Genomic DNA, 18,682 nt, shown 5'->3' with positions numbered 1-18,682 from the left:
GAGGAAGACAATTATGATACGTCATCTGGTGCATGTGCGCTTTGAAACAGATGTTTCCGAGGCAGAGAAGACAGCGATTTACAATGATCTGGAGGGGTTGAAGGCGCATATCGACGGCATTCTCGATTTTCAAAGCCGCCGGAACGTCTCGGTCGAGACTGATCTGGTGCGGGATTTCAATGATATGTTCTGGTTCGATTTCCGCGATGCGGCTGTGCGGGATGCCTATCTGGTTGACCCGACCCATCAGGAAATTGGCGGTCGGATCGTTGCCAAAACTGCCGGTGGGCTGGACGGCGTTTTTGTCTGCGATATTGAAATATGACACTTGGGCTGGCTGAGATTTTTCGACGAAAAATCTTGGCGCCTAGCAGCAGCGGCGGAACCGGTCGACGATAACGTCCAAAACCTCGTTTGGGTCGCGTTTCCACCAGTTTTCTGCCGAGAATATCTCGACCTCACACAAGCCATCATAGCCCGCGTTTTCCACCGCCTCTCGCAAGGCTCGCAAATCTGCCACGCCATCGCCCATCATCCCCCGGTCCAGTAGGACGTCCGTGGTGTCGGCCAGCCAGTCGCACAGATGATAGCCGTAGATGCGCCCTTTGCCACGGGCCGCCAGGGTGTCGGCAAGTGTCGTGTCCCACCAGACGTGATAGACATCTATGGCCACGCCGACATTCACTGCACCAACCGCATCACAGACATTCAACGCATCCGCCGCAGTCATCAGGCAGGTGCGGTTTCCGGCGGTTGCCGGATTCAGCGGCTCTAGCGCCAGTTTAACCCCACGCTCTGCAGCGTAGGGCGCAGCACGCGCAACGCGGTCCGCAAGGATTTTCTGACTTTCCAAAACGCCCTTTGTGCCCGGCTCTGGCCCGCCGGTGACGATGGTCAGCACATCGGTTTCCAGCGCGGCGGCCTGATCGATCGACAGGTGAAAATCATCCATGATTTCCCGATCGGTCGGCAGCGCCAGAGGCCCCGTCAGGAACGGCGTGCGGCACAGGCCTACCACCTGCATGCCGGCCTCCCGCACCCGCTGGCCGATCTGGGTGGCACGCTTGTCCAGTTCACGCCGCCAAAAGGTGATCCCGCCATAGCCACGTGCCGCGCAGGCATCGATGACCTGCTCAGGGCTCCACCCCGCACCATAGCCATCGAGATTGTGGCCCAGCGTTGCGGTGTTCAGTGCCAGCGCCGAGTGATCCTGCGAGAAATCGCGCATCCGGGCTACACCCCGTAGAGTTTCAGCATGTGGCCCATGCGCTGAACCGCCAAATCCGGGTCACGCAGCAGGCCGCATTCATCCGCAATTTTGAAGCAATCCGCGAAATACGGCAAAGAGCGCGCCGCCTGCGCGCCGTTCAGCATGATGAAGTGATCTTGGAATCCGTTCAGCCAGGCCAGAAACACGACCCCGGTTTTGTAGTACTGGGTCGGTGCGCGGAAGATATGCCGCGCCAGCGGCACGGTTGGGTCCAGCGTCGCGCGGAAGGTCTTGGCATCCCCTTCGCTCAGCTTGCTGACTGCATAAGCAGCGGCCGGGGCGAGGGGGTCGAAAATGCCCAGTAGCGCATGCGAATACCCCTGATCATCGCCTTCGATCAGTTCGGGATAGTTGAAATCATCCCCCGTATACATGCGGACGCCTTCGGGCAGGCGGCGGCGCATGATGATCTCTTTCCCGGCGTCCAGAAGCGAGATCTTAATCCCGTCCACCTTGTCTACATTGGCGCCGATGATCGACAGCACGGTTTCCAACGCGTCTTCGAAATTGTCCGATCCCCAGTACCTGGCAAGCTGCGGGTCAAACATCTCCCCCAGCCAATGCAGGATGACGGGTTCATCACAGGCGGCCAGAACATCGTTGTAGACCGCAATATAGTCGTCCGGTCCGGTCGCCACTTTTGCCAAAGCGCGCGATGCCATCAGGATGATGCGCCCGCCCAGTTTCTGGATCGCCTCGACCTGTTCCAGATAGGCGCGGCGCACGTCGTCTAGCGATTTGGCGTCAGCCGGGTCCAGATGATCCGTGCCGCAGCCGTTGCCGACCAGCGCGTCGGGCAGCTCTTCCTTGGTGCGCCGGATCAGTTCCAGTGCGCCGTTCCAGTCCAGCCCCATGCCACGCTGCGCGGTGTCCATTGCCTCGGCAATGCCCATTCCCATTCCGGCCAGATAGTGGCGGAATTCCATGGTCTTGGCCCAGTCCACATGGGCTGGGCCGGTGGGATCGTGGTCGCCGAAGGGATCAGCAACGACATGTGCGGCGGAATACAGGACCCGCGCCGAATTCGGTGTCAGTTTGGAAGGCGCAACCGGGGTGCCAACCAGCGCGTAGTCATGCAGTTTTCCGGTGGTATCAGGCAGCTGAATTTTCATGAAAGCACCTCAGAAACGGGGAACGAGCATTCCGGCATCGGCGGAGATTGCCTGACCGGTTGTGTAGGGGAGTTTGCCGCTGGCCAGAGAGGCGATGATATTGCCCATATCCTCGGGCTGGCCGACGCGTGGGAACAGCGTCAGCCCATCCTTGGCGCGCTGGTCATACATCTCGATCACCGGGGCGGTCATGTCGGTTGCAATCAGGCCGGGTTGCACGTCATAGACGGCGATGTTTTCCTGCCCTAGCCGAACCGCAAAGGTTTTCGAGATCATCGCGGCTGCGGCTTTCGACGCGCAATATTCCGCGCGTGGCACGGCGACGGCGACTGCGTTTGACGAGGTCACATTGACAATGCTGTGGAACAAACCAGCGTCCCGGTCGCGTGCCACCAACCGTTTGGCAAAGGCTTGTGACAGAAAGAACATGGCCTTGGTGTTGATCGCCATGCAGCGGTCATAGCTGTCTTCGGTCACCTCAAGCAAATCGCCGCGTTGCAAGACGCCGACGCCGGCATTGTTGACCAGCGTGGTGAGCGGGCCGATTTCAGCCTCAATGGCGTCCAGCTGGGCGTCGTGGATGTCGATGTCCGACACATCAAACGCGGCGGCGACGGCGGGCACGCCAAGGTCGCGGATAATGTCTAAGGCGCCTTGCAGTTCCGCATCCATCACGGGGCCGTTTACCGCGATGGCGAACCCTTCGCGGGCCAATGCGACGGCGGCGGCCAATCCGATCCCACGGGACGAACCCGTGACAAGTGCTGCGGGGCGGCTCATGCGGCGGCCCCTTTTGCCAGAAGCTCGCGGGCGATGATCATGCGTTGAATCTGGTTGGTCCCTTCGTAGATCTGCGTGATTTTGGCATCCCGGTACAGGCGTTCAACCTCAAACCCGCGAATATAGCCCGATCCGCCAAAGACCTGCACCGCATCCGAGGACCGCTGTACCGCCATATCCCCGGCAAAGCACTTGGCCATCGAACACGCTTTGGTCGCGTCCTGTCCGGTGTCGATTTTGTACGCTGCCGATTGCACCAGCAGACGGGCGGCCTCGACATCCTTGGCAATATCGGCCAGCAACCATTGAACCCCTTGGAAATCGGCGATGGATTTTCCGAATTGCTTGCGCTGTTGGGCATAATCTGTTGCGGCCTCAAGCCCCGCCTGACCGATGCCAACCGCCAATGCGGCGATGCCGACGCGGCCCTTGTCCAGAACGCTCATCATCATGTGGAACCCGCGCCCTTCGGTGCCCAGCAGGGCATCGGCGGGCAGGCGGACATCATCAAAGGAGAGCGGCCCAACCTGGCTGGCGCGCTGACCCATCTTGATCTCTTTCGGGCCGCGGGTGACGCCATCGGCGTGCAGATCGACCAGAAAGATCGACATGCCCCGATGCCCGGCCTCGGGGTCGGTGCGGGCCAGAACAAAGCCCACATCGGCCACGGGCGCGTTGTGAATCCAGATCTTGCCGCCATTCAACACCCAGCCATCGCCGTCTCGCACCGCCGTGGTGCGAATGCCGGATACGTCGGTGCCCGCCTCGGGCTCGGTGATGCAATAGGCGGGCCGGACTTTCGCAGACAGCAGATCGCCCAGCCATCTGCTTTGCTGGTCCGGCGTCCCGTGCCGTACCAGCAAGGTGGTGACCAGTTCCAGCAGCCCACATTGATCCGCGATCGAGGCATAGCCGCGCGACAATTCCTCCATCACCAGCGCATAGGTGATGGTGTCAAAGCCGGGGCCGCCCAACTCTTCGGGGACGCCGATGCCAAACAGGCCAAGCTCGGCCATTTGTTCGTAAATCTCGGCCGGAAAGCGTGAGTCCCGATCCAGCTCCTCGGCCGCAGGTCGGATAACATCCTCGGCAAACTGGCGGGTCATATCGCGGACCTGAATGTGGGTTTCCGTCAGAAACATTGTAGCGCCCCGTAATGTAACCAATTAGTTACTAATATGCGACCCATAGAGCACTCGTCAAGTGGGTTGATTGGTTTCACTGAATAGGGTAAATAACCAAACAGTTACTTAATGACTGTGCAAATTTCGGCGATCCGGTTTGCATTTGGGAGGCTTGCATGAATCCGAATACGATGAACAAATTTGGCCGGGTGGACCTGAACGTCTCGGCCTTTGGCTTTGGCACCGCGCCGATTGGCAACATCTTTCGCGAGATTGATGAGCAGACCTCGGACGCGATGATCCAGCATGCCTGGGACAAAGGTGTGCGCTATTTCGACACCGCCCCGATGTATGGTCACGGCCTGTCTGAAATGCGCACGGGACACAGCCTGCGCTGGAAGAACCGCGACGACTTTATCCTGTCTTCCAAAGTTGGCCGGGTGCTGAAGCCAGCGCGCCGTCAGGACATCAACTTTGAGCCATGGACGAACGCTGCCCCGTTCACCATGCATTTCGACTATAGCTATGATGGCATCATGCGCTCGTTCGAGGACAGCCTGCACCGTATGGCGCTGGAGCGGATGGACATCTGCTTTATCCATGACATTGACGTGTTCACCCGCGGCGATGAACAGCCCGAAGTGTTCAAACAGGCCATGGACGGCGCGTGGAAGGCGCTGGAGAGCCTGCGCGATCAGGGCGTTGTCAAGGCCATCGGCGTTGGCGTCAACGAATGGGAGGTCTGCCATGCCGCGCTGGAACAGCGCGACTTTGACTGCTTCCTGCTGGCGGGCCGCTATACCCTGCTGGAACAGGATGCCTTGGATAAATTCCTGCCCTTGTGTGAAGAACGCGGCGCGGCGGTTGTTGTCGGCGGTGGCTTCAACTCGGGCATTCTGGCGACGGGGGCCAAAGAAGGCGCCAAGTACAACTACGCTCCGGCCCCGGCGGACATCATGGACAAAGTCAGCAAGATTGAGGCCGTTTGCGCCGAATACAACGTGCCCCTGCCCGCCGCTGCGCTGCAATTTGTCGTCGCCCATCCGGCGGTGCCGACCTTCATGGCCGGAACCCGGACGGTTGAACAGCTGGACCAGAACCTGAACTGGTTCAGCCACGACATCCCGGCCGAATTCTGGGCCGACCTGAAAACCAAGGGTCTGCTGCGCGAAGACGCTCCGGTTCCGGTATGAGCGCCGACCCTCTGACGGCAGGGGTTTATGGGTATCACGACCTGCAGGTCGGGGATGTGATGAAAACCGGGTCTGCCGAAATATCGGCGGACCTGATCAAGGCCTTTGCCGAGCTGACCGGCGACAAATACCACCTGCATCTGGATGATAAGGCCGCGCGACAGCTGGGTTACAAGGCGCGCGTGGCACATGGGTTGCTGGTCCTGTCCGTGGTCGACGGGTTGAAGTTCCAGTCCGCAGCGCGCCCAGACGGCCTGGCGTCGCTGGGCTGGAACTGGCGGTTTGAGCAGCCCGTTTTTGCGGGCGACACGATCCGGGCCGAACTGCATGTCGTGTCAAAGCGCGAAACCTCTTCGGGCCGGAGGGGGATTATTGCCTTCAGGTTCGACGTCCTAAATCAGGATGGTCAAAGGGTTCAGCAAGGAACCAATGATCTGATTTTTGACATCGTCTGAGACGTGCACGGGTCATCCTGGGCAGATCTTCGGGGCGTGTCTGCGGCTCAACGAGATATACGAGCCGTTCAAAGCGGCCTGCTGCGCGTAAAACCATGTGGCTCAGCCCAGACCTGTCAGGTGTTTGCAACACCTGATCACAACTGCGTAAGCGGTTGGCGTGCGGCTTTGTAATTCATTGTCTATGGGTCAGGCTTTCAGTATGTCCCCCTGACCCGACACAGTTCGAAAACCGCTGATGCTTGACACCCATATCCGCCCTCTGATCGACCCGCCTTTGAACGCGTTGGGCCAGAGGCTTGCGGCACGGGGCATGTCGGCCAATACGGTCACTCTGGTCGGTCTGGGCTTTGGCCTGCTTGCAGCCGCGTCGATTGCTGCGGGCTTCCCCGGTGTGGCGGTTGTGCTGATTTTGCTGTCCCGCCTGGCCGACGGGCTGGATGGGGCCGTCGCACGGGCGCAGCAAAAAACGGACTTTGGCGGCTATCTGGATATCACCTGCGATTTCCTGTTTTACGGCGTCATTCCGATGGCTTTTATCTGGGCCGATACGGCCGTAAATGCGATTGCGGGCGCATGGCTGCTGACCAGCTTTTACTTCAACGGGGCAACATTTCTGGCCTACGCGATCTTGGCTGAAAAGCATGGGATGAAATCCCGCAAGCACGGCTCAAAGTCGCTGTATTTCACCGGCGGGCTGTTAGAAGGGACCGAGACCATAGCCTTCTTTGTCCTGATCTGCCTGTTGCCCGCCTGGTTTGCCCCAATGGCCTGGGTGTTTGGCGCGGCGTGTTTTATCACTGCTGCCTCGCGCATCCTGCTGGCCCGTCAGGAATTCGCCCCCTCAGACACTAAGGCCCCCTCTGGAATGAAGGAACGTCCATGAAACACTTTATTGCCGCCGCTCTTACCGTTTTGGCCGGAGCCGCCTGGGCGGAACCCGACCCTGCCAATTGGGAGGATGTGCTGTCCGAGGCAGACGGTCAGACGGTCTATTGGAACGCCTGGGGTGGATCGACCACGACCAACGACTTCATCGAATGGGTTGGAACCCGCGTCAAAGAAGACCACGGCGTCACGCTGGAACATGTGAAACTGACGGACACGGCAGATGCGGTCAGCCGCGTGATTGCCGAGAAATCCAGTGGCAAGGACAGCGGCGGCGCCATTGATCTCATCTGGATTAACGGGGCCAATTTCAATGCGATGAAACAGGCCAATCTGCTGTTCGGCCCCTTCGCCGAAGCCTTGCCCAACTGGCAGTTTGTGGATGTTGACGGCAAGACTGTCACCACCGATTTCACCGTCCCCACCGAAGGGTTTGAAAGCCCGTGGGCCATGGCGCAGGTGGTCTTCATCTATGACAGTGAGGTTCTGCCGGAACCACCGAAATCCGCAGCCGCCCTTCGCGAATGGATCGCCGCGAATCCCGGGCGTTTCACCTTTCCGCAGCCACCCGATTTTCTGGGCACCACCTTCCTGAAACAGATGCTGATCGAACTGGTCGAGGACCCTGCGGTACTGCAGCAACCGGCCGGAGAGAACTATGCCGAGGTCACAGCTCCTTTGTGGGGCTGGCTCAAAGATGTCACGCCAGACCTGTGGCGCTCGGGTCGGGCCTATCCGCAAACCGGACCGCGCCAGTTGCAATTGATCAATGATGGTGAGGTTGACATGGCGATCAGCTTTTCGCCGGGTGAGGCAACCGCCGCCATCGAAAACCAGCAATTGCCCGAAAGCGCTCGCACCTTTGTGCTGGACGGCGGCACCTTGGGCAATGCCAGTTTCGTAGCCATCCCCTATAATGCCTCCGCCAAGGCCGGAGCTATGGTCGTCGCCAATTTCCTGCTGAGCCCCGAAGCCCAACTGCGGGCACAGCGCCCTGATGTTCTGGGCTATGGCACGGTGCTGGACATGGACGCTTTGCCTGCCGAAGATCGCGCCGCCTTTGATGGGTTGGAGCTTGGCGTCGCCACCTTGTCCCCGGCTGAGCTGGGTCAGGTTCTGCCTGAGCCGCATCCAAGCTGGATGACCAAGATCGAAAAAGACTGGGCCGAGCGTTACGGCGTTGGCAATTAAAACCAAATCCGGCGTAGGGCTTGGCCTTGCGCCGGCTGTGACCATCGCCGTTCTGCTGGGGCCGATCGCCGCCGGATTGTTCGGCACGATTGTCCCGGCCTTCGGTGGCATGCGTTTTGGCGGCAATAATGCACTTTCTGTCGATCCGTGGCGTCAGATGTGGGCTGAGCCGGGGTTTGTACAAGCCGGTTGGCTGTCGTTGAAGACCGGGATTCTATCCACCCTCGGCGCGCTTTTATGCTGTCTGTTTCTGATCGCTGGCTGGCATGGCACGCGGATCTTCATCCGGATTGAGCGGCTGTTATCCCCTTTGTTGTCCGTGCCGCATGCAGCGGCGGCTTTGGGGCTGGCCTTTCTGATTGCCCCTTCGGGCTGGATCGCACGCTTGTCCTCACCCTGGCTGACGGGCTGGGATCGGCCGCCCGATGTGCTGATCGTTCAAGACCCGGGTGGTTGGGCCCTGATGGCCGGATTGCTGGTGAAAGAGCTGCCCTTTCTTTTGCTGATGGCATTGGCCGCGTTGCCTCAGATCAACGCTGCGGATCGGATGAAAGTGGCTCAGGCACTGGGATATGGAAAAGTGCGAGGGTGGTTTCTGGCTGTTATGCCGACGCTTTATGCGCAGATCCGTTTGCCGATTTACGCGGTGCTGGCCTATGCGATGTCGAATGTGGACGTGGCAATGGTTCTGGGTCCGTCGCGCCCGCCGACGCTGTCGATTTTCATTCTGCGCTGGATGACTGATCCCGATCTGGCTTTGCGCGCCCCGGCTGCCGCTGCCGCATTGGTGCAACTGGGGTTGGTCGCCGGCGCAATCATCCTGTGGCGTGGCGGAGAAAAGCTGGTGGCGGTTCTGGTCCATCGCGCAGTCGAAAGCGGCAAGCGCAGCGCAGGATTGCGCGATCACCTGTCGCGGGGTGCGGCGCTGATCGTCTGTGGTGCGGCCGGGTTGGCGATTTTCGGTGGGCTGCTCAGCCAGTTGGTTTGGTCCTTCGCCGGCCGCTGGCGCTTTCCCGAGGGGCTGCCGCAGACATTCAACCTGACTGCCTGGGACAGGTACGGTCCGGATGCCTTGGACCTGACCCGGCTGACGCTTGGCCTCGCCTTTGCCACCGCTTTCATTGCGCTGATCCTTGTGGTCAGCTGCCTTGAGGCGGAGACACGGCGCGGGCAGGCGATGAACCGAACCGGGTTGCTGATCTTGTATCTGCCGCTGATCCTGCCTCAGATCGCGTTTCTGCCCGGATTGCAGATTCTGATGATCCAGATTGGCGCGGCGCAGGGCCTGGTCCCTGTGATCCTGACCCACCTTGTATTTGTCCTGCCTTATGTTTTTCTCGCGCTGGCTGGTCCGTTCCGCGCATTGGACAGCCGCTATGCCCGTATCGGCGCCAGTATGGGGATAGGCGAAACCCAGATTTTGTTCCGCATTCGCCTGCCCATGCTGCTTGCCCCGATCCTGACGGCGCTCGCGGTCGGGATGGCGGTGTCGGTGGGCCAATACCTCGCCACGCTATTAACCTCGGGCGGGCGTGTCAGCACCTTGACGACCGAGGCGCTTGCTCTGTTTTCTGGCGGCGACCGCCGGGCCATCGGAATCTGGACATTGGCGCTGGCCTTGGCGGCCTGGCTGCCTTTTGCGCTGGCATTGCTGATCCCACGGATCGTATTCAGAAACAGGATCGGATTGCGACATGACTAAACCGGGTCTGAGTCTGGATCATCTGGTGATCCGCTATGCAGATGGTCGGCCACTGATTTCGGTTCACACAACTGTACCGCAGGGAGGCGTCGTCAGCCTGATGGGCCCGTCAGGGGTTGGGAAGTCAACGATTTTGGCAGCGATCTCGGGCACGCTGCCACCGACCTTTCAGGCCGAGGGCACGATTGCTTTGAACGGTCGTATCCTGAACGGTTTGCCACCGCAAAACCGCAAGGTGGGTATTCTGTTTCAAGAACATCTATTGTTCCCGCATTTGTCTGTTGGGCAAAATATCGGGTTCGGCTTGCCGCACCGTACTGCTGATCGCCGAGACAAGATCCGGACAGCCTTGTCTGAGATCGAGTTGGAAGGGTTCGAAGATCGCGACCCAGCCACCTTGTCGGGAGGTCAACGCGCCAGGGTGGCCCTTATGCGGATGTTGTTGTCCGAACCCGAGGCGCTGCTGTTGGATGAACCTTTTTCCCGATTGGATATCACTCTGCGTGCGCAGATGCGCGCCCTTGTATTTCAGCGTGCAAAGGCCGCGAGGCTGCCTGTGATTCTAGTGACACATGATGCTGCGGATGCCGAAGCGGCAGAAGGTGAAGTGATCGAGCTTTCGGTAGGCGGTTCGGAATGATCTTTGTGAAGTGTAAACTGAAATGAGGGCCCTTCAGCATTTTACGTCTGCCAGGCCTTACCGACCTGTTTTTAAGAACACTGCGACCAGAGTTTTGGCAAGGATGACGATGTCGAAAAGGAAACTCTGTTTGGCGACATAGCTGACATCCATTGCAACCCGTTCGCGGTAGCTTATGCCATTTCTTCCCGAAACCTGCCAAACTCCCGTAATTCCCGGTTTCTGTGCAATATATGCCGGAGCAGATCTGCCATATTTCAGCAGTTCTACTGCAACCACAGGGCGCGGGCCGACAAAGCTCATGTCTCCTTTCAGCACGTTCCAGATTTGCGGCAACTCATCGAGGCTGGTTTTGCGCAAGATATGACCCAAGCGATGAATCCGGGGGTCATCGCTGAGTTTATGGTCGCGGTCCCATTCCGCCGCCGCTTTGGGGTTCGTTTCAAGATGGTGCTTTAGCTGGGTGTCTGCATCCACGACCATGCTGCGGATTTTCCAGCACTTGAACAGTCTGCCGTTCTGTCCAACGCGGGTGTGGGCGAAGAAACCCGGCCCCCCGTCACGACGCACCAGATACCATAGAAAAAGAACCGCAGGGGCGACTATCGGTACCAAAAGCAAGGCCAGCATGATGTCAAAAATACGTTTTCCAACCCATGTGTAGATTTTTGAAACGGATCTGGGTGGGGTAGCCGGTTTCAGGGAAAAATCGTGCGGATGCACAGATTGAGAAAAGTCCAACATCACAAAACGCTCTCAGACCTGAACCCGATCTTGGCTGGCCAAGACGGGTTTCAAACGCTGACCCGGACAGGCCAGTGTTATGAAAGATTTAAGAAAAAAGTGAACTTTTGGTTAATAATGTATGTACTTACGTGTGCGTATGACGGCAGTGATCGATCATGTTGCCGATTGACGCCTGAAACCTGTCGGCGGCGCACACGCGTTCAGTGCGGCTGGGGAAACGCAAACCAGACCTTCTGTAGGCGAGGCAGATTTGTTTTGCCGGTTCGGAACCAGACGTCAGTTATTGTAGTACTTGTTCGCGTAACTGCCGTAGGAATACCTGTAATGTTTGGCCGTTCGGGCATTGATCTGTCCCAGAACCAGACCGGTCAGGCGCTGGTTGTCGGTGTGGAACAGGCGCATGGCCTCGGCGATGTCCTGTTCGGATGTTGCATCCCATTTGACGGTCAACAGCACCGCATCTGCGTTGCGTGCGATCAGGCGCGCGTCTGATACCAACAGCACCGGCGGCGTGTCGATCAGGATGATGTCGTAGTGCTTGCGCACCTCTTCCAGAAAATGGCGGAACCGGTCCGAGGCAAACAGGTCCGCGGCATTGGCCGAGGTCTTTTCGCCAGCCATAATATCACAGCCCAGAAGGGGGTCCTGAAAGATCGCTGCGGGCGCTGGGATATCACCGGACAAAACCGACACGATCCCACGCTCGGGCGCGCCCTCAAGCTGTCCGGTCAGGGTCAGGCGGCGGATGTCGCCCTCAACCAGAAGGACTTTCTTGCCAATACCGACAAAGTTCTGCGCCAACGCCAGAGCATTGGTGGTTTTCCCTTCACCCGGCAAGGAGGAGGTGATCACAACAACCTGTGGCGGCTGGTCCACATTGGACAGCATCAGCGACGTGCGTAGATTTCGAACCGCCTCGGCCGTGGCGGATGAGGGCTTGTCGGCCAGATATTGCAGAACTTTGTGGCGGTTGCGGGCCGGGAATGTGGGGATTTGACCCAGAACGCTGTAGCCTGTCTTGCGCTCCAACTCTTGCGCCGAACGATAGCCTTTGCGGCGCATTTCGATCAGCAACACGATACCGGCACCCAGCATCAGGCCCAGAATGCCCGACAGCGCCAGAATGCGTGATTTCTGCGGAGAAGCGGGCACAGAGGGAATGACCGCGTTCGACAATTGGCGGCTGTCTGCTTTCTGGATACCTTCCTGCGCCGAGGTCTCTTTCAAGCGGGCCAGAAAATACTCGTATAGGAGCCGAACGGCCTCGGCTTCGCGGACGAGTTGCTGAAGGGTGATCAGGTCGGCGCTTTGCCGACCGATCTGCCGGCTCAATTCATCTGCGGATTGCGACAGGGTCTGTGCCTGTTGGGTGGCCCGTTGTGCCTCAAGCGCGGTGCGCGCGACCAGACGTTGAAGCGCGATGTCAAAGGCGGCCTCACCCGATCCGTTGTTCTCGACCTGAGCGTAGAGGCGTCGCAGCTGCGGATCGTCGCTCGCCTCGGCTTGCGCAGCCCGGCTGTCTGCCACTTGCAGGGCGTCGTACCGCGCCTGAGCCGCAACCCGGGTCGCCTCGGCCGAGACCCGCCGTTCGCGCAGTTCCTTAAGCTGAACTTCCTGCAATTGCAGCGCCTCGGGTGAGATCAAAGCGGTGGTCGCATTGAACTCATTCACCTTCGCTTCGGCGGTTTCCAGATCAACCTGCAATTCGGACACGCGCCCGGTCAGCCATTCGGTGGCCTGTTCGGTGGCGTCAAACTTCACTTCGATCTGGTTGAGGACATAGAGTTCGACGATCGTGTCTGCGATCAAGGCGGATTTGCGGGCCTGTTCCGTTTCTACGGTGACGTTGAACACCAGACTCTGGCGTATGTTCTGGACCGATACCCTGTCCAACAAGGCGCTGATCACGCTGTCCCGTGTCAGTTGTGCCGACAATGCCTCGGGAAGCTGAGGTTGCTCGGGCTGTGCTCCAAGCGTGGATTTGATGAACAATTTGGCCTGATGGATGGTCGAAACAGGCCGCAAGTCACTATTGAATTCAGGGTCCGAGATCAGGTTCAGCCTGTCGACGACTTTCCCCATCAGACCACGGGATTTCAGCACTTCCAGTTCGGAATTGACCTCGACCGTGTCACCGGCCAGACCGCCTACGACGCTTTGCAAATCCACCACGCTGGCCTGTTCGGTTTCAAGCATGACAACGGCTGTGGAACGATAGAGCGGGACCGCAGCGACATAGGCATAGTAAACACCAATCAAAAGGGTCGCGATGGTCGCCAAGCCAATGATCCATTTGTCGCGCCACAGCGTTCCCAGCAGGGCCATAAGGTCAATCGAGTCGTTTTCGGAGACATCGTTCATCGAAGCGGGGATGGATTGGAATTGCGCTTCGTTGATTGGCGTTTGCTTCATTTCAAAGTCAAAATCCTGAGTGCGGAAGGGCGCAACACTGTTGCGATTGTGCTCTCTGCATGGCTGCACGACATAAATAAAGGCCCGCGTAAAATTGGCTACCAGTTCTCGTCTTTGCAGAAGGTCGGCAATGAAAAGTGTTGTTTCAACACAAGATTGGTCTTCGACGGGACCGAGTATAACTAGGCTTTACTGATGGTCTTGATTGTTACTTTGTGTGTTAAAAAACAGATAATTACTGTCCGGGCATACAAAGCGAGAGCAGGTTTTGCTGAGCCTGGACCTCATAGTTTGATGCAATTTTCTCAAAAAACTGTTCCAGCGTTAACCTTTTGGAAACGAATAGTTCTATTGGGGCGGCAAGGATGATGTGTTTCAGCTCTGTAGCCATTTACCGACCCTCCGCGCCCTGTGGCCCCGGCAAAGCGCCGCGCCACAGGAGACGCATATAGGTGACCTTAGTCCTGAGACTCGGCCTGGATGTAGGCGATGACGTTAACCACATCTTCGTCTTTTTTCAGGCCGGGAAACTGCATTTTGTTACCCGGTACGGTGCCCTTGGGGTCGGTCAGAAACGCCGTCAGAGTTTCCGGGGTCCAGACAAGGCCCGACTCTTGCAAGGGCCCTGAATAGCGAAAGCCCTCGACCTGACCTGCAGTTGCGCCGATGATCCCGTGCAGTGACGGGCCGACGGCATTGCGACCCTCTTTCAGCTGGTGGCAAGCCTTGCATTTGCGAAACACTTTTTTACCGGCTTTGAGATCACCCTCTAATGCGGCGATCGCGACCGGAGCAGCGGATGCTGCTGCGGCCTCTTTGTCATCCAGGTTGAACACCAGACGGGCGGTGATCGGAACGGTTCGGGTAATACCGGGCAGGCTGGCCAGCTCCATCAACTTGTCCACTCCGGCATTCACCCCGGCATCTTCGGTGCTGAGGAAGACCATGTCGTTGGTTGAAACCATCACCGATGTGTCAGAAATACGAAGCACGAACATCTCGGCATCAAACTCGACATCTGTGCCCACCAGTGACAGAGCGGCCTCGACGTCGATGACGGCGGTTTCACCGACGGCCAGCGCCTTGACTTCATCCATATCGAACTGAGCCGTCAGGGCAGCGGTGCCCGCATTGCGGAACACATGTTCGATCATGCGCTCGTTGCGGATGTCGATATTGGTCTCGACCGAGGACAGGTCGATCTCGATCTCGGCCTTGCCGTCGGGGCTGACATGGCCGCTCAGATTGGTGAAAGAATTGACCTCGCCAACGGTGTCTTTCTTTACGGTGCCATAGGCCAAATGCGATGCGTCAGGGGCCAGGGTCCAGGTTTCCGCCAGCGTTGGGGTTGCAACAATTGCCGACGCAATTGTGACTGCCTTCAACAGAAGTTTCATTTCTTTCCTCCAAAGTATATGTCAGTCCTGACCCCACGGGCCCGGTCCGTGAAAGACAAACACACATAGGTCGCAATTTATTCGATGGACGTTGAAATGAATTCCGAACAGGCGGTGCGCGGCGCGATCCAGACACATTCGAAACGTGTCTGGCGGTTCGGGCTGGCCCTGTCGGGGGCGTCCGACGTGGCCGATGATCTGCTACAATCCACTTGTCTGCGCGCGTTGGAGCGCCACCATCAGGTCACCTCGCATGATCGACTGGACAGTTGGCTGATGACGATTTGCCGCTCGATCTGGTTGAATGAGGTGCGCGCGCGTTCGGTTCGCAAGGCGCAGGCGCTGTCTGTCACGCCCGAGGTGGAATTAATTGCACCCGGACCGGATTCTGAAACGAATATTTTCGCGGCTGAGGTGTTTACAGAAGTGATGCACCTGCCAGAAGCGCAACGAGAGACAGTTATGCTTGTGTTTGTCGAAGGCTATAGCTACCGCGAAGCCGCTGCGTTGCTGGAGGTGCCGATAGGAACCATCATGAGCCGGTTGTCCAACGCCCGGCAGAAACTGAAATCCGTGATGCAGCACGATGCTGCGGACGCCGTTCGACGGAGTGGCAAATGAAGTTTTCCGATGAGGCGCTGACAGCGTATCTGGAAGGCACACTGGAAGAGGCCGAAGCGACCGCGATTGAAGCAGCAGTCGAGGCCGACCCCGAGCTTGAGCAGCGTCTGATGGCGCTGGACCCGTTTGCGCAAGTTGTGCAATCGGTCTTTGAGCATGTGCCCGCCGAGGCACCTGTTGTTGATCTGCCTGACCCGGTGCCAGCGGCACCAGTACGCGCTGCGGGCGGCGGGTTGCGCCTGCTGGCGGTCGCCGCCTCGGTGGCCATTGTCGCTGTGTCGACCACGGTCTGGTTCACCCGGCCGGAGCCACTGGGATGGGCACAGCAGGCGGCCATTTACCAGTCGCTTTACGTGCCCGACACAATTGCTTCGCTAGACAGTTCACCCGAGGCGCTGGACGCACAGTTTGCGCTGGCCGAGGCGGAACTGGGCCGTTCGCTGAACCGTGAGGCGCTTGAGGCGCTGCCGGGGATGGAGCTGAAACGCGCGCAGGTTCTGTCCTTTAAAGGCAAGCCGCTTATTCAGGTGGTGTTTGCTGATGAGCAGGGGCAGCCCTTTGCCTTCTGTGTGATCCGCCAGGGCGAAGGCGCCCCCAGCAAGGATGTAAAACAGGCGGTTCTGAGCGGCTTGGCCACGGCAACATGGGCGCAGGACGGATATGGCTACATGCTGATTGGCAGCAAAGGGCAATCCGATCTGAGCGGTCAGCTGGACCTGCTGAGCAAGACTTTCGCGGGCTGAGGGCCGGGGCTGTAAAAACGCCTTGTGAACCGCGGCAAATCCTCGAAATATACGGGGTATGACGCCGAAACCTGCCCTGCCTGATCCAGAAGACGACGCGGATGCGGTCGGTCCCGCCAGTATTTATGACGTGGACCCGCCCGAGGACGACGATCTGTGGTTCTTACCGCCTTCGGATGAAGAGGCGATTGATGAGTTTCTGCCGCCGGGCCCAAAGGCGGACCGGCGTCTGCTGTTCGATCCAAGGGAATGGCGCGCGGCACAGGCAGAACTGTCTTATGAGCTTGCCGATCTTGCCGCGATCTTCGGAGCGCTGGATGAGCGTTTGCGCGCAGGTCCAAAAGGATGGGGGCATCGTCTTGCTTTGATGGATGTGTCTGATCTGGGCTGGTGGACCGGCGACCGGATCAGCGTGGACCGGCTGGCTTTGTGGACAGGTCTACGGATCGGGGCGACCGGGGATGACGTGCAGGCCCTGTTCCGCGCCGGTTGGGCTGTGCGTCGCTTGACGGCGGGTTCTGGCCCATCTGACGGCGGCTGGGAAACCGGGCTGACAGCGTTTCTGGACCGTATGGCGCAGGGGATCGATGACATCCCCGAAGCGGTTGCCGATCTGGCCGAGGTTATGGGCAACACCGAAGGGCTGCACCCTGTCACCCAGGCCGCAATAGCCTTTCACGCCTGGCGGGCCCTGTCACCAGGAATTGGTCAGGACACCGAAGCTGCCATCATTGCCGCCCGTCACGCGGCCACGATGGGTCGCGGCGGTGCCATGTTCATGCCGCTGGCCCTGTCCGGCCCGGGCGCGCTGCGCGGGGTCGGGGAAGTGGATGAAAAGCTTTCCGCCTGGGTGCGCGGTTCGGGGCAGGCCGCGTTGGCCGCATTGATGCATCTGGACCGTGTAAGCGCCTGGGAACAGCGCGCGCGCGAAGCCACAAGCGGGCTCAGCGGGCGCACGCCGCCCTTGCTGATCGACGTGTTGACGGCCTGGCCCATGGTCTCGGCGCCGTTGGCCGAGGAATTGACCAAAGCCTCGCGCGCCGCCGTTCAGCGCAACATCGATCGCTTTACCCGGCGTGGCCTGATCCGCGAGGTGACAGGGCAGGGCCGCTACCGAGTCTGGACAGCGTCGCTTTGACGAAGCAGACCGGATTTAGGGGGAAAAGCAGGAAGTTGCCGTCAGTGGAACGGGTTCAAGGTGGTCTTGGGTTGCAATTCGCCCATTCTTGCTGTTTTTGAGCCGTCAAAGACGCACCAATATTCCGTGGGACGAAAAGATGACAAAAAAGGCTTTGATTACTGGAATTACCGGGCAGGACGGATCTTATCTGGCCGAATTTCTGCTTGAAAAAGGATATGAAGTTCACGGGATCAAGCGCCGGGCATCGTCGTTCAACACCCAGCGGATCGACCATATCTATCAGGACCCGCATGTTCCGAACCCGAAACTGCACCTGCACTACGGTGATCTGAGCGACACGTCGAACCTGACACGTATCATTCAGGAAGTGCAGCCGGATGAGGTTTACAACCTCGGCGCGCAATCGCATGTGGCGGTCAGCTTTGAATCCCCCGAATACACCGCCGATGTCGACGCCATCGGCACGCTGCGCCTGCTGGAAGCGATCCGCTTTCTGGGGCTGGAAAAAAAGACCCGGTTCTATCAGGCGTCGACCTCAGAGCTTTACGGTCTGGTGCAGGAAATCCCGCAGCGTGAAACGACACCGTTCCACCCGCGCTCACCCTATGCGGTGGCCAAGCTCTATTCCTACTGGATCACGGTGAACTACCGCGAAGCCTATGGGATGTATGCCTGCAACGGCATCCTGTTCAATCACGAAAGCCCCCGCCGGGGCGAGACCTTTGTGACCCGCAAGATCACCCGTGGTCTGGCGAACATCGCGCAGGGGCTGGAACAGTGTCTCTATATGGGCAATATCGACAGCCTGCGCGATTGGGGCCACGCCAAAGACTATGTGCGGATGCAGTGGCTGATGCTGCAACAGGACACGCCCGAAGATTTCGTGATCGCAACCGGCGTGCAGTATTCCGTTCGTCAGTTCATCGAATGGTCGGCGGCCGAGCTGGGCGTAACGCTGGACTTCACCGGTGAGGGTGTGGATGAGATTGCAACCGTCAAATCGATCGAGGGCGACAACGCGCCTGCCCTGAAACCCGGCGACGTGATCATGCGCATCGATCCGCAGTATTTCCGTCCGGCTGAGGTGGAAACGCTGCTGGGCGATCCGACCAACGCCAAGACCAAACTGGGCTGGGAGCCGGAACTGACCGTTCAGGAAATGTGTGCCGAGATGGTTGTCGAAGACCTGAAAACCGCCAAACGCCACGCTCTGCTGAAAGAGCATGGCTATGAGTTGCCGGTAAGTCTGGAGAACGGCTGAGGAGA

Annotated in this window: 19 protein-coding genes; 11 read left to right on the top strand and 8 right to left on the bottom strand. The window is 58.9% G+C overall.

Annotated features, from left to right (window positions below; genetic code table 11):
• The first annotated feature begins 13 nt into the window (after window positions 1-13).
• The gene (locus ACRZ94_RS14165) at window positions 14-325 is read left to right on the top strand and encodes a Dabb family protein (protein ID WP_480654406.1); all 312 of its coding nucleotides are present in this window, start codon (window positions 14-16) and stop codon (window positions 323-325) included.
• 42 nt (window positions 326-367) lie between these two features.
• Here ACRZ94_RS14165 and ACRZ94_RS14160 read toward each other — a convergent pair whose 3' ends face one another.
• The 4 genes from ACRZ94_RS14160 to ACRZ94_RS14145 are packed head-to-tail and all read right to left on the bottom strand — an operon-like array spanning window position 368 to window position 4,304.
• On the bottom strand, window positions 368-1,228 hold the full coding sequence (locus ACRZ94_RS14160; RefSeq protein ID WP_480654404.1) for a sugar phosphate isomerase/epimerase family protein: 861 nt from the start codon (window positions 1,226-1,228) through the stop codon (window positions 368-370).
• 5 nt (window positions 1,229-1,233) lie between these two features.
• Complete coding sequence (locus tag ACRZ94_RS14155; RefSeq protein WP_480654402.1) at window positions 1,234-2,382, bottom strand: dihydrodipicolinate synthase family protein; 1,149 nt, start codon at window positions 2,380-2,382, stop codon at window positions 1,234-1,236.
• A 9-nt stretch (window positions 2,383-2,391) separates the two neighbouring features.
• Window positions 2,392-3,162, bottom strand: coding sequence for a 3-ketoacyl-ACP reductase (locus ACRZ94_RS14150; RefSeq protein ID WP_480654400.1), 771 nt, complete (start codon window positions 3,160-3,162; stop codon window positions 2,392-2,394).
• On the bottom strand, window positions 3,159-4,304 hold the full coding sequence (locus ACRZ94_RS14145; RefSeq protein WP_480654398.1) for an acyl-CoA dehydrogenase family protein: 1,146 nt from the start codon (window positions 4,302-4,304) through the stop codon (window positions 3,159-3,161). Before ACRZ94_RS14145 ends, ACRZ94_RS14150 begins: the two co-directional genes overlap by 4 nt.
• Window positions 4,305-4,462: 158 nt before the next feature.
• On the opposite strand from ACRZ94_RS14145, the gene ACRZ94_RS14140 reads away from it, so the two are divergent.
• The 6 genes from ACRZ94_RS14140 (at window position 4,463) to ACRZ94_RS14115 (ending at window position 10,355) form a co-directional block, all read left to right on the top strand.
• Entirely contained in the window at window positions 4,463-5,479 is a 1,017-nt protein-coding gene (locus tag ACRZ94_RS14140) for an aldo/keto reductase (RefSeq protein ID WP_480654396.1), read from the top strand.
• Window positions 5,476-5,934 (top strand): MaoC family dehydratase, encoded by a 459-nt coding sequence (locus ACRZ94_RS14135; protein ID WP_480654394.1) that lies wholly within the window; start codon window positions 5,476-5,478, stop codon window positions 5,932-5,934. Before ACRZ94_RS14140 ends, ACRZ94_RS14135 begins: the two co-directional genes overlap by 4 nt.
• A gap of 238 nt (window positions 5,935-6,172) precedes the next feature.
• Complete coding sequence (locus tag ACRZ94_RS14130) at window positions 6,173-6,820, top strand: CDP-alcohol phosphatidyltransferase family protein (protein WP_480654392.1); 648 nt, start codon at window positions 6,173-6,175, stop codon at window positions 6,818-6,820.
• Window positions 6,817-8,013: an ABC transporter substrate-binding protein gene (locus tag ACRZ94_RS14125; RefSeq protein ID WP_480654390.1), complete on the top strand. Its 1,197-nt coding sequence runs from the start codon at window positions 6,817-6,819 to the stop codon at window positions 8,011-8,013. The genes ACRZ94_RS14130 and ACRZ94_RS14125 overlap by 4 nt, the downstream gene beginning before the upstream one ends.
• On the top strand, window positions 8,003-9,715 hold the full coding sequence (locus ACRZ94_RS14120) for an ABC transporter permease (RefSeq protein WP_480797606.1): 1,713 nt from the start codon (window positions 8,003-8,005) through the stop codon (window positions 9,713-9,715). The genes ACRZ94_RS14125 and ACRZ94_RS14120 overlap by 11 nt, the downstream gene beginning before the upstream one ends.
• Complete coding sequence (locus ACRZ94_RS14115; protein WP_480654386.1) at window positions 9,708-10,355, top strand: ATP-binding cassette domain-containing protein; 648 nt, start codon at window positions 9,708-9,710, stop codon at window positions 10,353-10,355. The genes ACRZ94_RS14120 and ACRZ94_RS14115 overlap by 8 nt, the downstream gene beginning before the upstream one ends.
• Before the next feature lie 57 nt (window positions 10,356-10,412).
• Here the strand turns inward: ACRZ94_RS14115 and ACRZ94_RS14110 are convergent, their stop codons facing one another.
• The 4 genes from ACRZ94_RS14110 to ACRZ94_RS14095 form a co-directional block, all read right to left on the bottom strand.
• Complete coding sequence (locus ACRZ94_RS14110; protein WP_480654384.1) at window positions 10,413-11,099, bottom strand: sugar transferase; 687 nt, start codon at window positions 11,097-11,099, stop codon at window positions 10,413-10,415.
• 279 nt (window positions 11,100-11,378) lie between these two features.
• A complete protein-coding gene (locus ACRZ94_RS14105; RefSeq protein WP_480797605.1) occupies window positions 11,379-13,514 on the bottom strand; it encodes a polysaccharide biosynthesis tyrosine autokinase in 2,136 nt (711 codons plus the stop codon).
• A 235-nt stretch (window positions 13,515-13,749) separates the two neighbouring features.
• Window positions 13,750-13,905, bottom strand: a complete 156-nt coding sequence (locus ACRZ94_RS14100) for a hypothetical protein (RefSeq protein ID WP_480654380.1) — start codon at window positions 13,903-13,905, stop codon at window positions 13,750-13,752.
• Between the two features lie 67 nt (window positions 13,906-13,972).
• A complete protein-coding gene (locus ACRZ94_RS14095; RefSeq protein ID WP_480654378.1) occupies window positions 13,973-14,911 on the bottom strand; it encodes a c-type cytochrome in 939 nt (312 codons plus the stop codon).
• Window positions 14,912-15,007: 96 nt separating this feature from the next.
• Between ACRZ94_RS14095 and ACRZ94_RS14090 the strand changes: the two genes are divergently transcribed.
• The 4 genes from ACRZ94_RS14090 (at window position 15,008) to gmd (ending at window position 18,677) form a co-directional block, all read left to right on the top strand.
• Window positions 15,008-15,532, top strand: a complete 525-nt coding sequence (locus tag ACRZ94_RS14090; protein WP_480654376.1) for an RNA polymerase sigma factor — start codon at window positions 15,008-15,010, stop codon at window positions 15,530-15,532.
• Window positions 15,529-16,275 carry a hypothetical protein gene (locus ACRZ94_RS14085; protein ID WP_480654374.1) on the top strand — a complete coding sequence of 249 codons (747 nt, stop codon included), beginning with the start codon at window positions 15,529-15,531 and terminating at the stop codon, window positions 16,273-16,275. Before ACRZ94_RS14090 ends, ACRZ94_RS14085 begins: the two co-directional genes overlap by 4 nt.
• A gap of 58 nt (window positions 16,276-16,333) precedes the next feature.
• A complete protein-coding gene (locus ACRZ94_RS14080) occupies window positions 16,334-17,413 on the top strand; it encodes a helix-turn-helix domain-containing protein (RefSeq protein ID WP_480654372.1) in 1,080 nt (359 codons plus the stop codon).
• 139 nt (window positions 17,414-17,552) lie between these two features.
• The gene (gmd, locus tag ACRZ94_RS14075) at window positions 17,553-18,677 is read left to right on the top strand and encodes a GDP-mannose 4,6-dehydratase (RefSeq protein WP_480654370.1); all 1,125 of its coding nucleotides are present in this window, start codon (window positions 17,553-17,555) and stop codon (window positions 18,675-18,677) included.
• Window positions 18,678-18,682: the final 5 nt, after the last annotated feature.

This window comes from Ruegeria sp. CH10, from assembly GCF_056537125.1.
Note: the sequence above shows the minus strand (reverse complement) of the source record. Positions and strands in the feature narration are given on the sequence as shown.

Bases quoted from the DNA above. Each gene is read 5' to 3' on its own strand.
- ACRZ94_RS14125 (WP_480654390.1), top strand. From the start codon at position 6,817: ATGAAACACTTTATTGCCGCCGCTCTTACCGTTTTGGCCGGAGCCGCC.
- gmd (WP_480654370.1), top strand. From the start codon at position 17,553: ATGACAAAAAAGGCTTTGATTACTGGAATTACCGGGCAGGACGGATCT.
- ACRZ94_RS14140 (WP_480654396.1), top strand. From the start codon at position 4,463: ATGAATCCGAATACGATGAACAAATTTGGCCGGGTGGACCTGAACGTC.
- ACRZ94_RS14145 (WP_480654398.1), bottom strand. From the start codon at position 4,304: ATGTTTCTGACGGAAACCCACATTCAGGTCCGCGATATGACCCGCCAG.
- ACRZ94_RS14085 (WP_480654374.1), top strand. From the start codon at position 15,529: ATGAAGTTTTCCGATGAGGCGCTGACAGCGTATCTGGAAGGCACACTG.
- ACRZ94_RS14130 (WP_480654392.1), top strand. From the start codon at position 6,173: ATGCTTGACACCCATATCCGCCCTCTGATCGACCCGCCTTTGAACGCG.
- ACRZ94_RS14095 (WP_480654378.1), bottom strand. From the start codon at position 14,911: ATGAAACTTCTGTTGAAGGCAGTCACAATTGCGTCGGCAATTGTTGCA.
- ACRZ94_RS14100 (WP_480654380.1), bottom strand. From the start codon at position 13,905: ATGGCTACAGAGCTGAAACACATCATCCTTGCCGCCCCAATAGAACTA.
- ACRZ94_RS14110 (WP_480654384.1), bottom strand. From the start codon at position 11,099: ATGTTGGACTTTTCTCAATCTGTGCATCCGCACGATTTTTCCCTGAAA.
- ACRZ94_RS14155 (WP_480654402.1), bottom strand. From the start codon at position 2,382: ATGAAAATTCAGCTGCCTGATACCACCGGAAAACTGCATGACTACGCG.
- ACRZ94_RS14160 (WP_480654404.1), bottom strand. From the start codon at position 1,228: ATGCGCGATTTCTCGCAGGATCACTCGGCGCTGGCACTGAACACCGCA.
- ACRZ94_RS14150 (WP_480654400.1), bottom strand. From the start codon at position 3,162: ATGAGCCGCCCCGCAGCACTTGTCACGGGTTCGTCCCGTGGGATCGGA.
- ACRZ94_RS14115 (WP_480654386.1), top strand. From the start codon at position 9,708: ATGACTAAACCGGGTCTGAGTCTGGATCATCTGGTGATCCGCTATGCA.
- ACRZ94_RS14105 (WP_480797605.1), bottom strand. From the start codon at position 13,514: ATGAAGCAAACGCCAATCAACGAAGCGCAATTCCAATCCATCCCCGCT.
- ACRZ94_RS14165 (WP_480654406.1), top strand. From the start codon at position 14: ATGATACGTCATCTGGTGCATGTGCGCTTTGAAACAGATGTTTCCGAG.
- ACRZ94_RS14090 (WP_480654376.1), top strand. From the start codon at position 15,008: ATGAATTCCGAACAGGCGGTGCGCGGCGCGATCCAGACACATTCGAAA.
- ACRZ94_RS14135 (WP_480654394.1), top strand. From the start codon at position 5,476: ATGAGCGCCGACCCTCTGACGGCAGGGGTTTATGGGTATCACGACCTG.
- ACRZ94_RS14080 (WP_480654372.1), top strand. From the start codon at position 16,334: ATGACGCCGAAACCTGCCCTGCCTGATCCAGAAGACGACGCGGATGCG.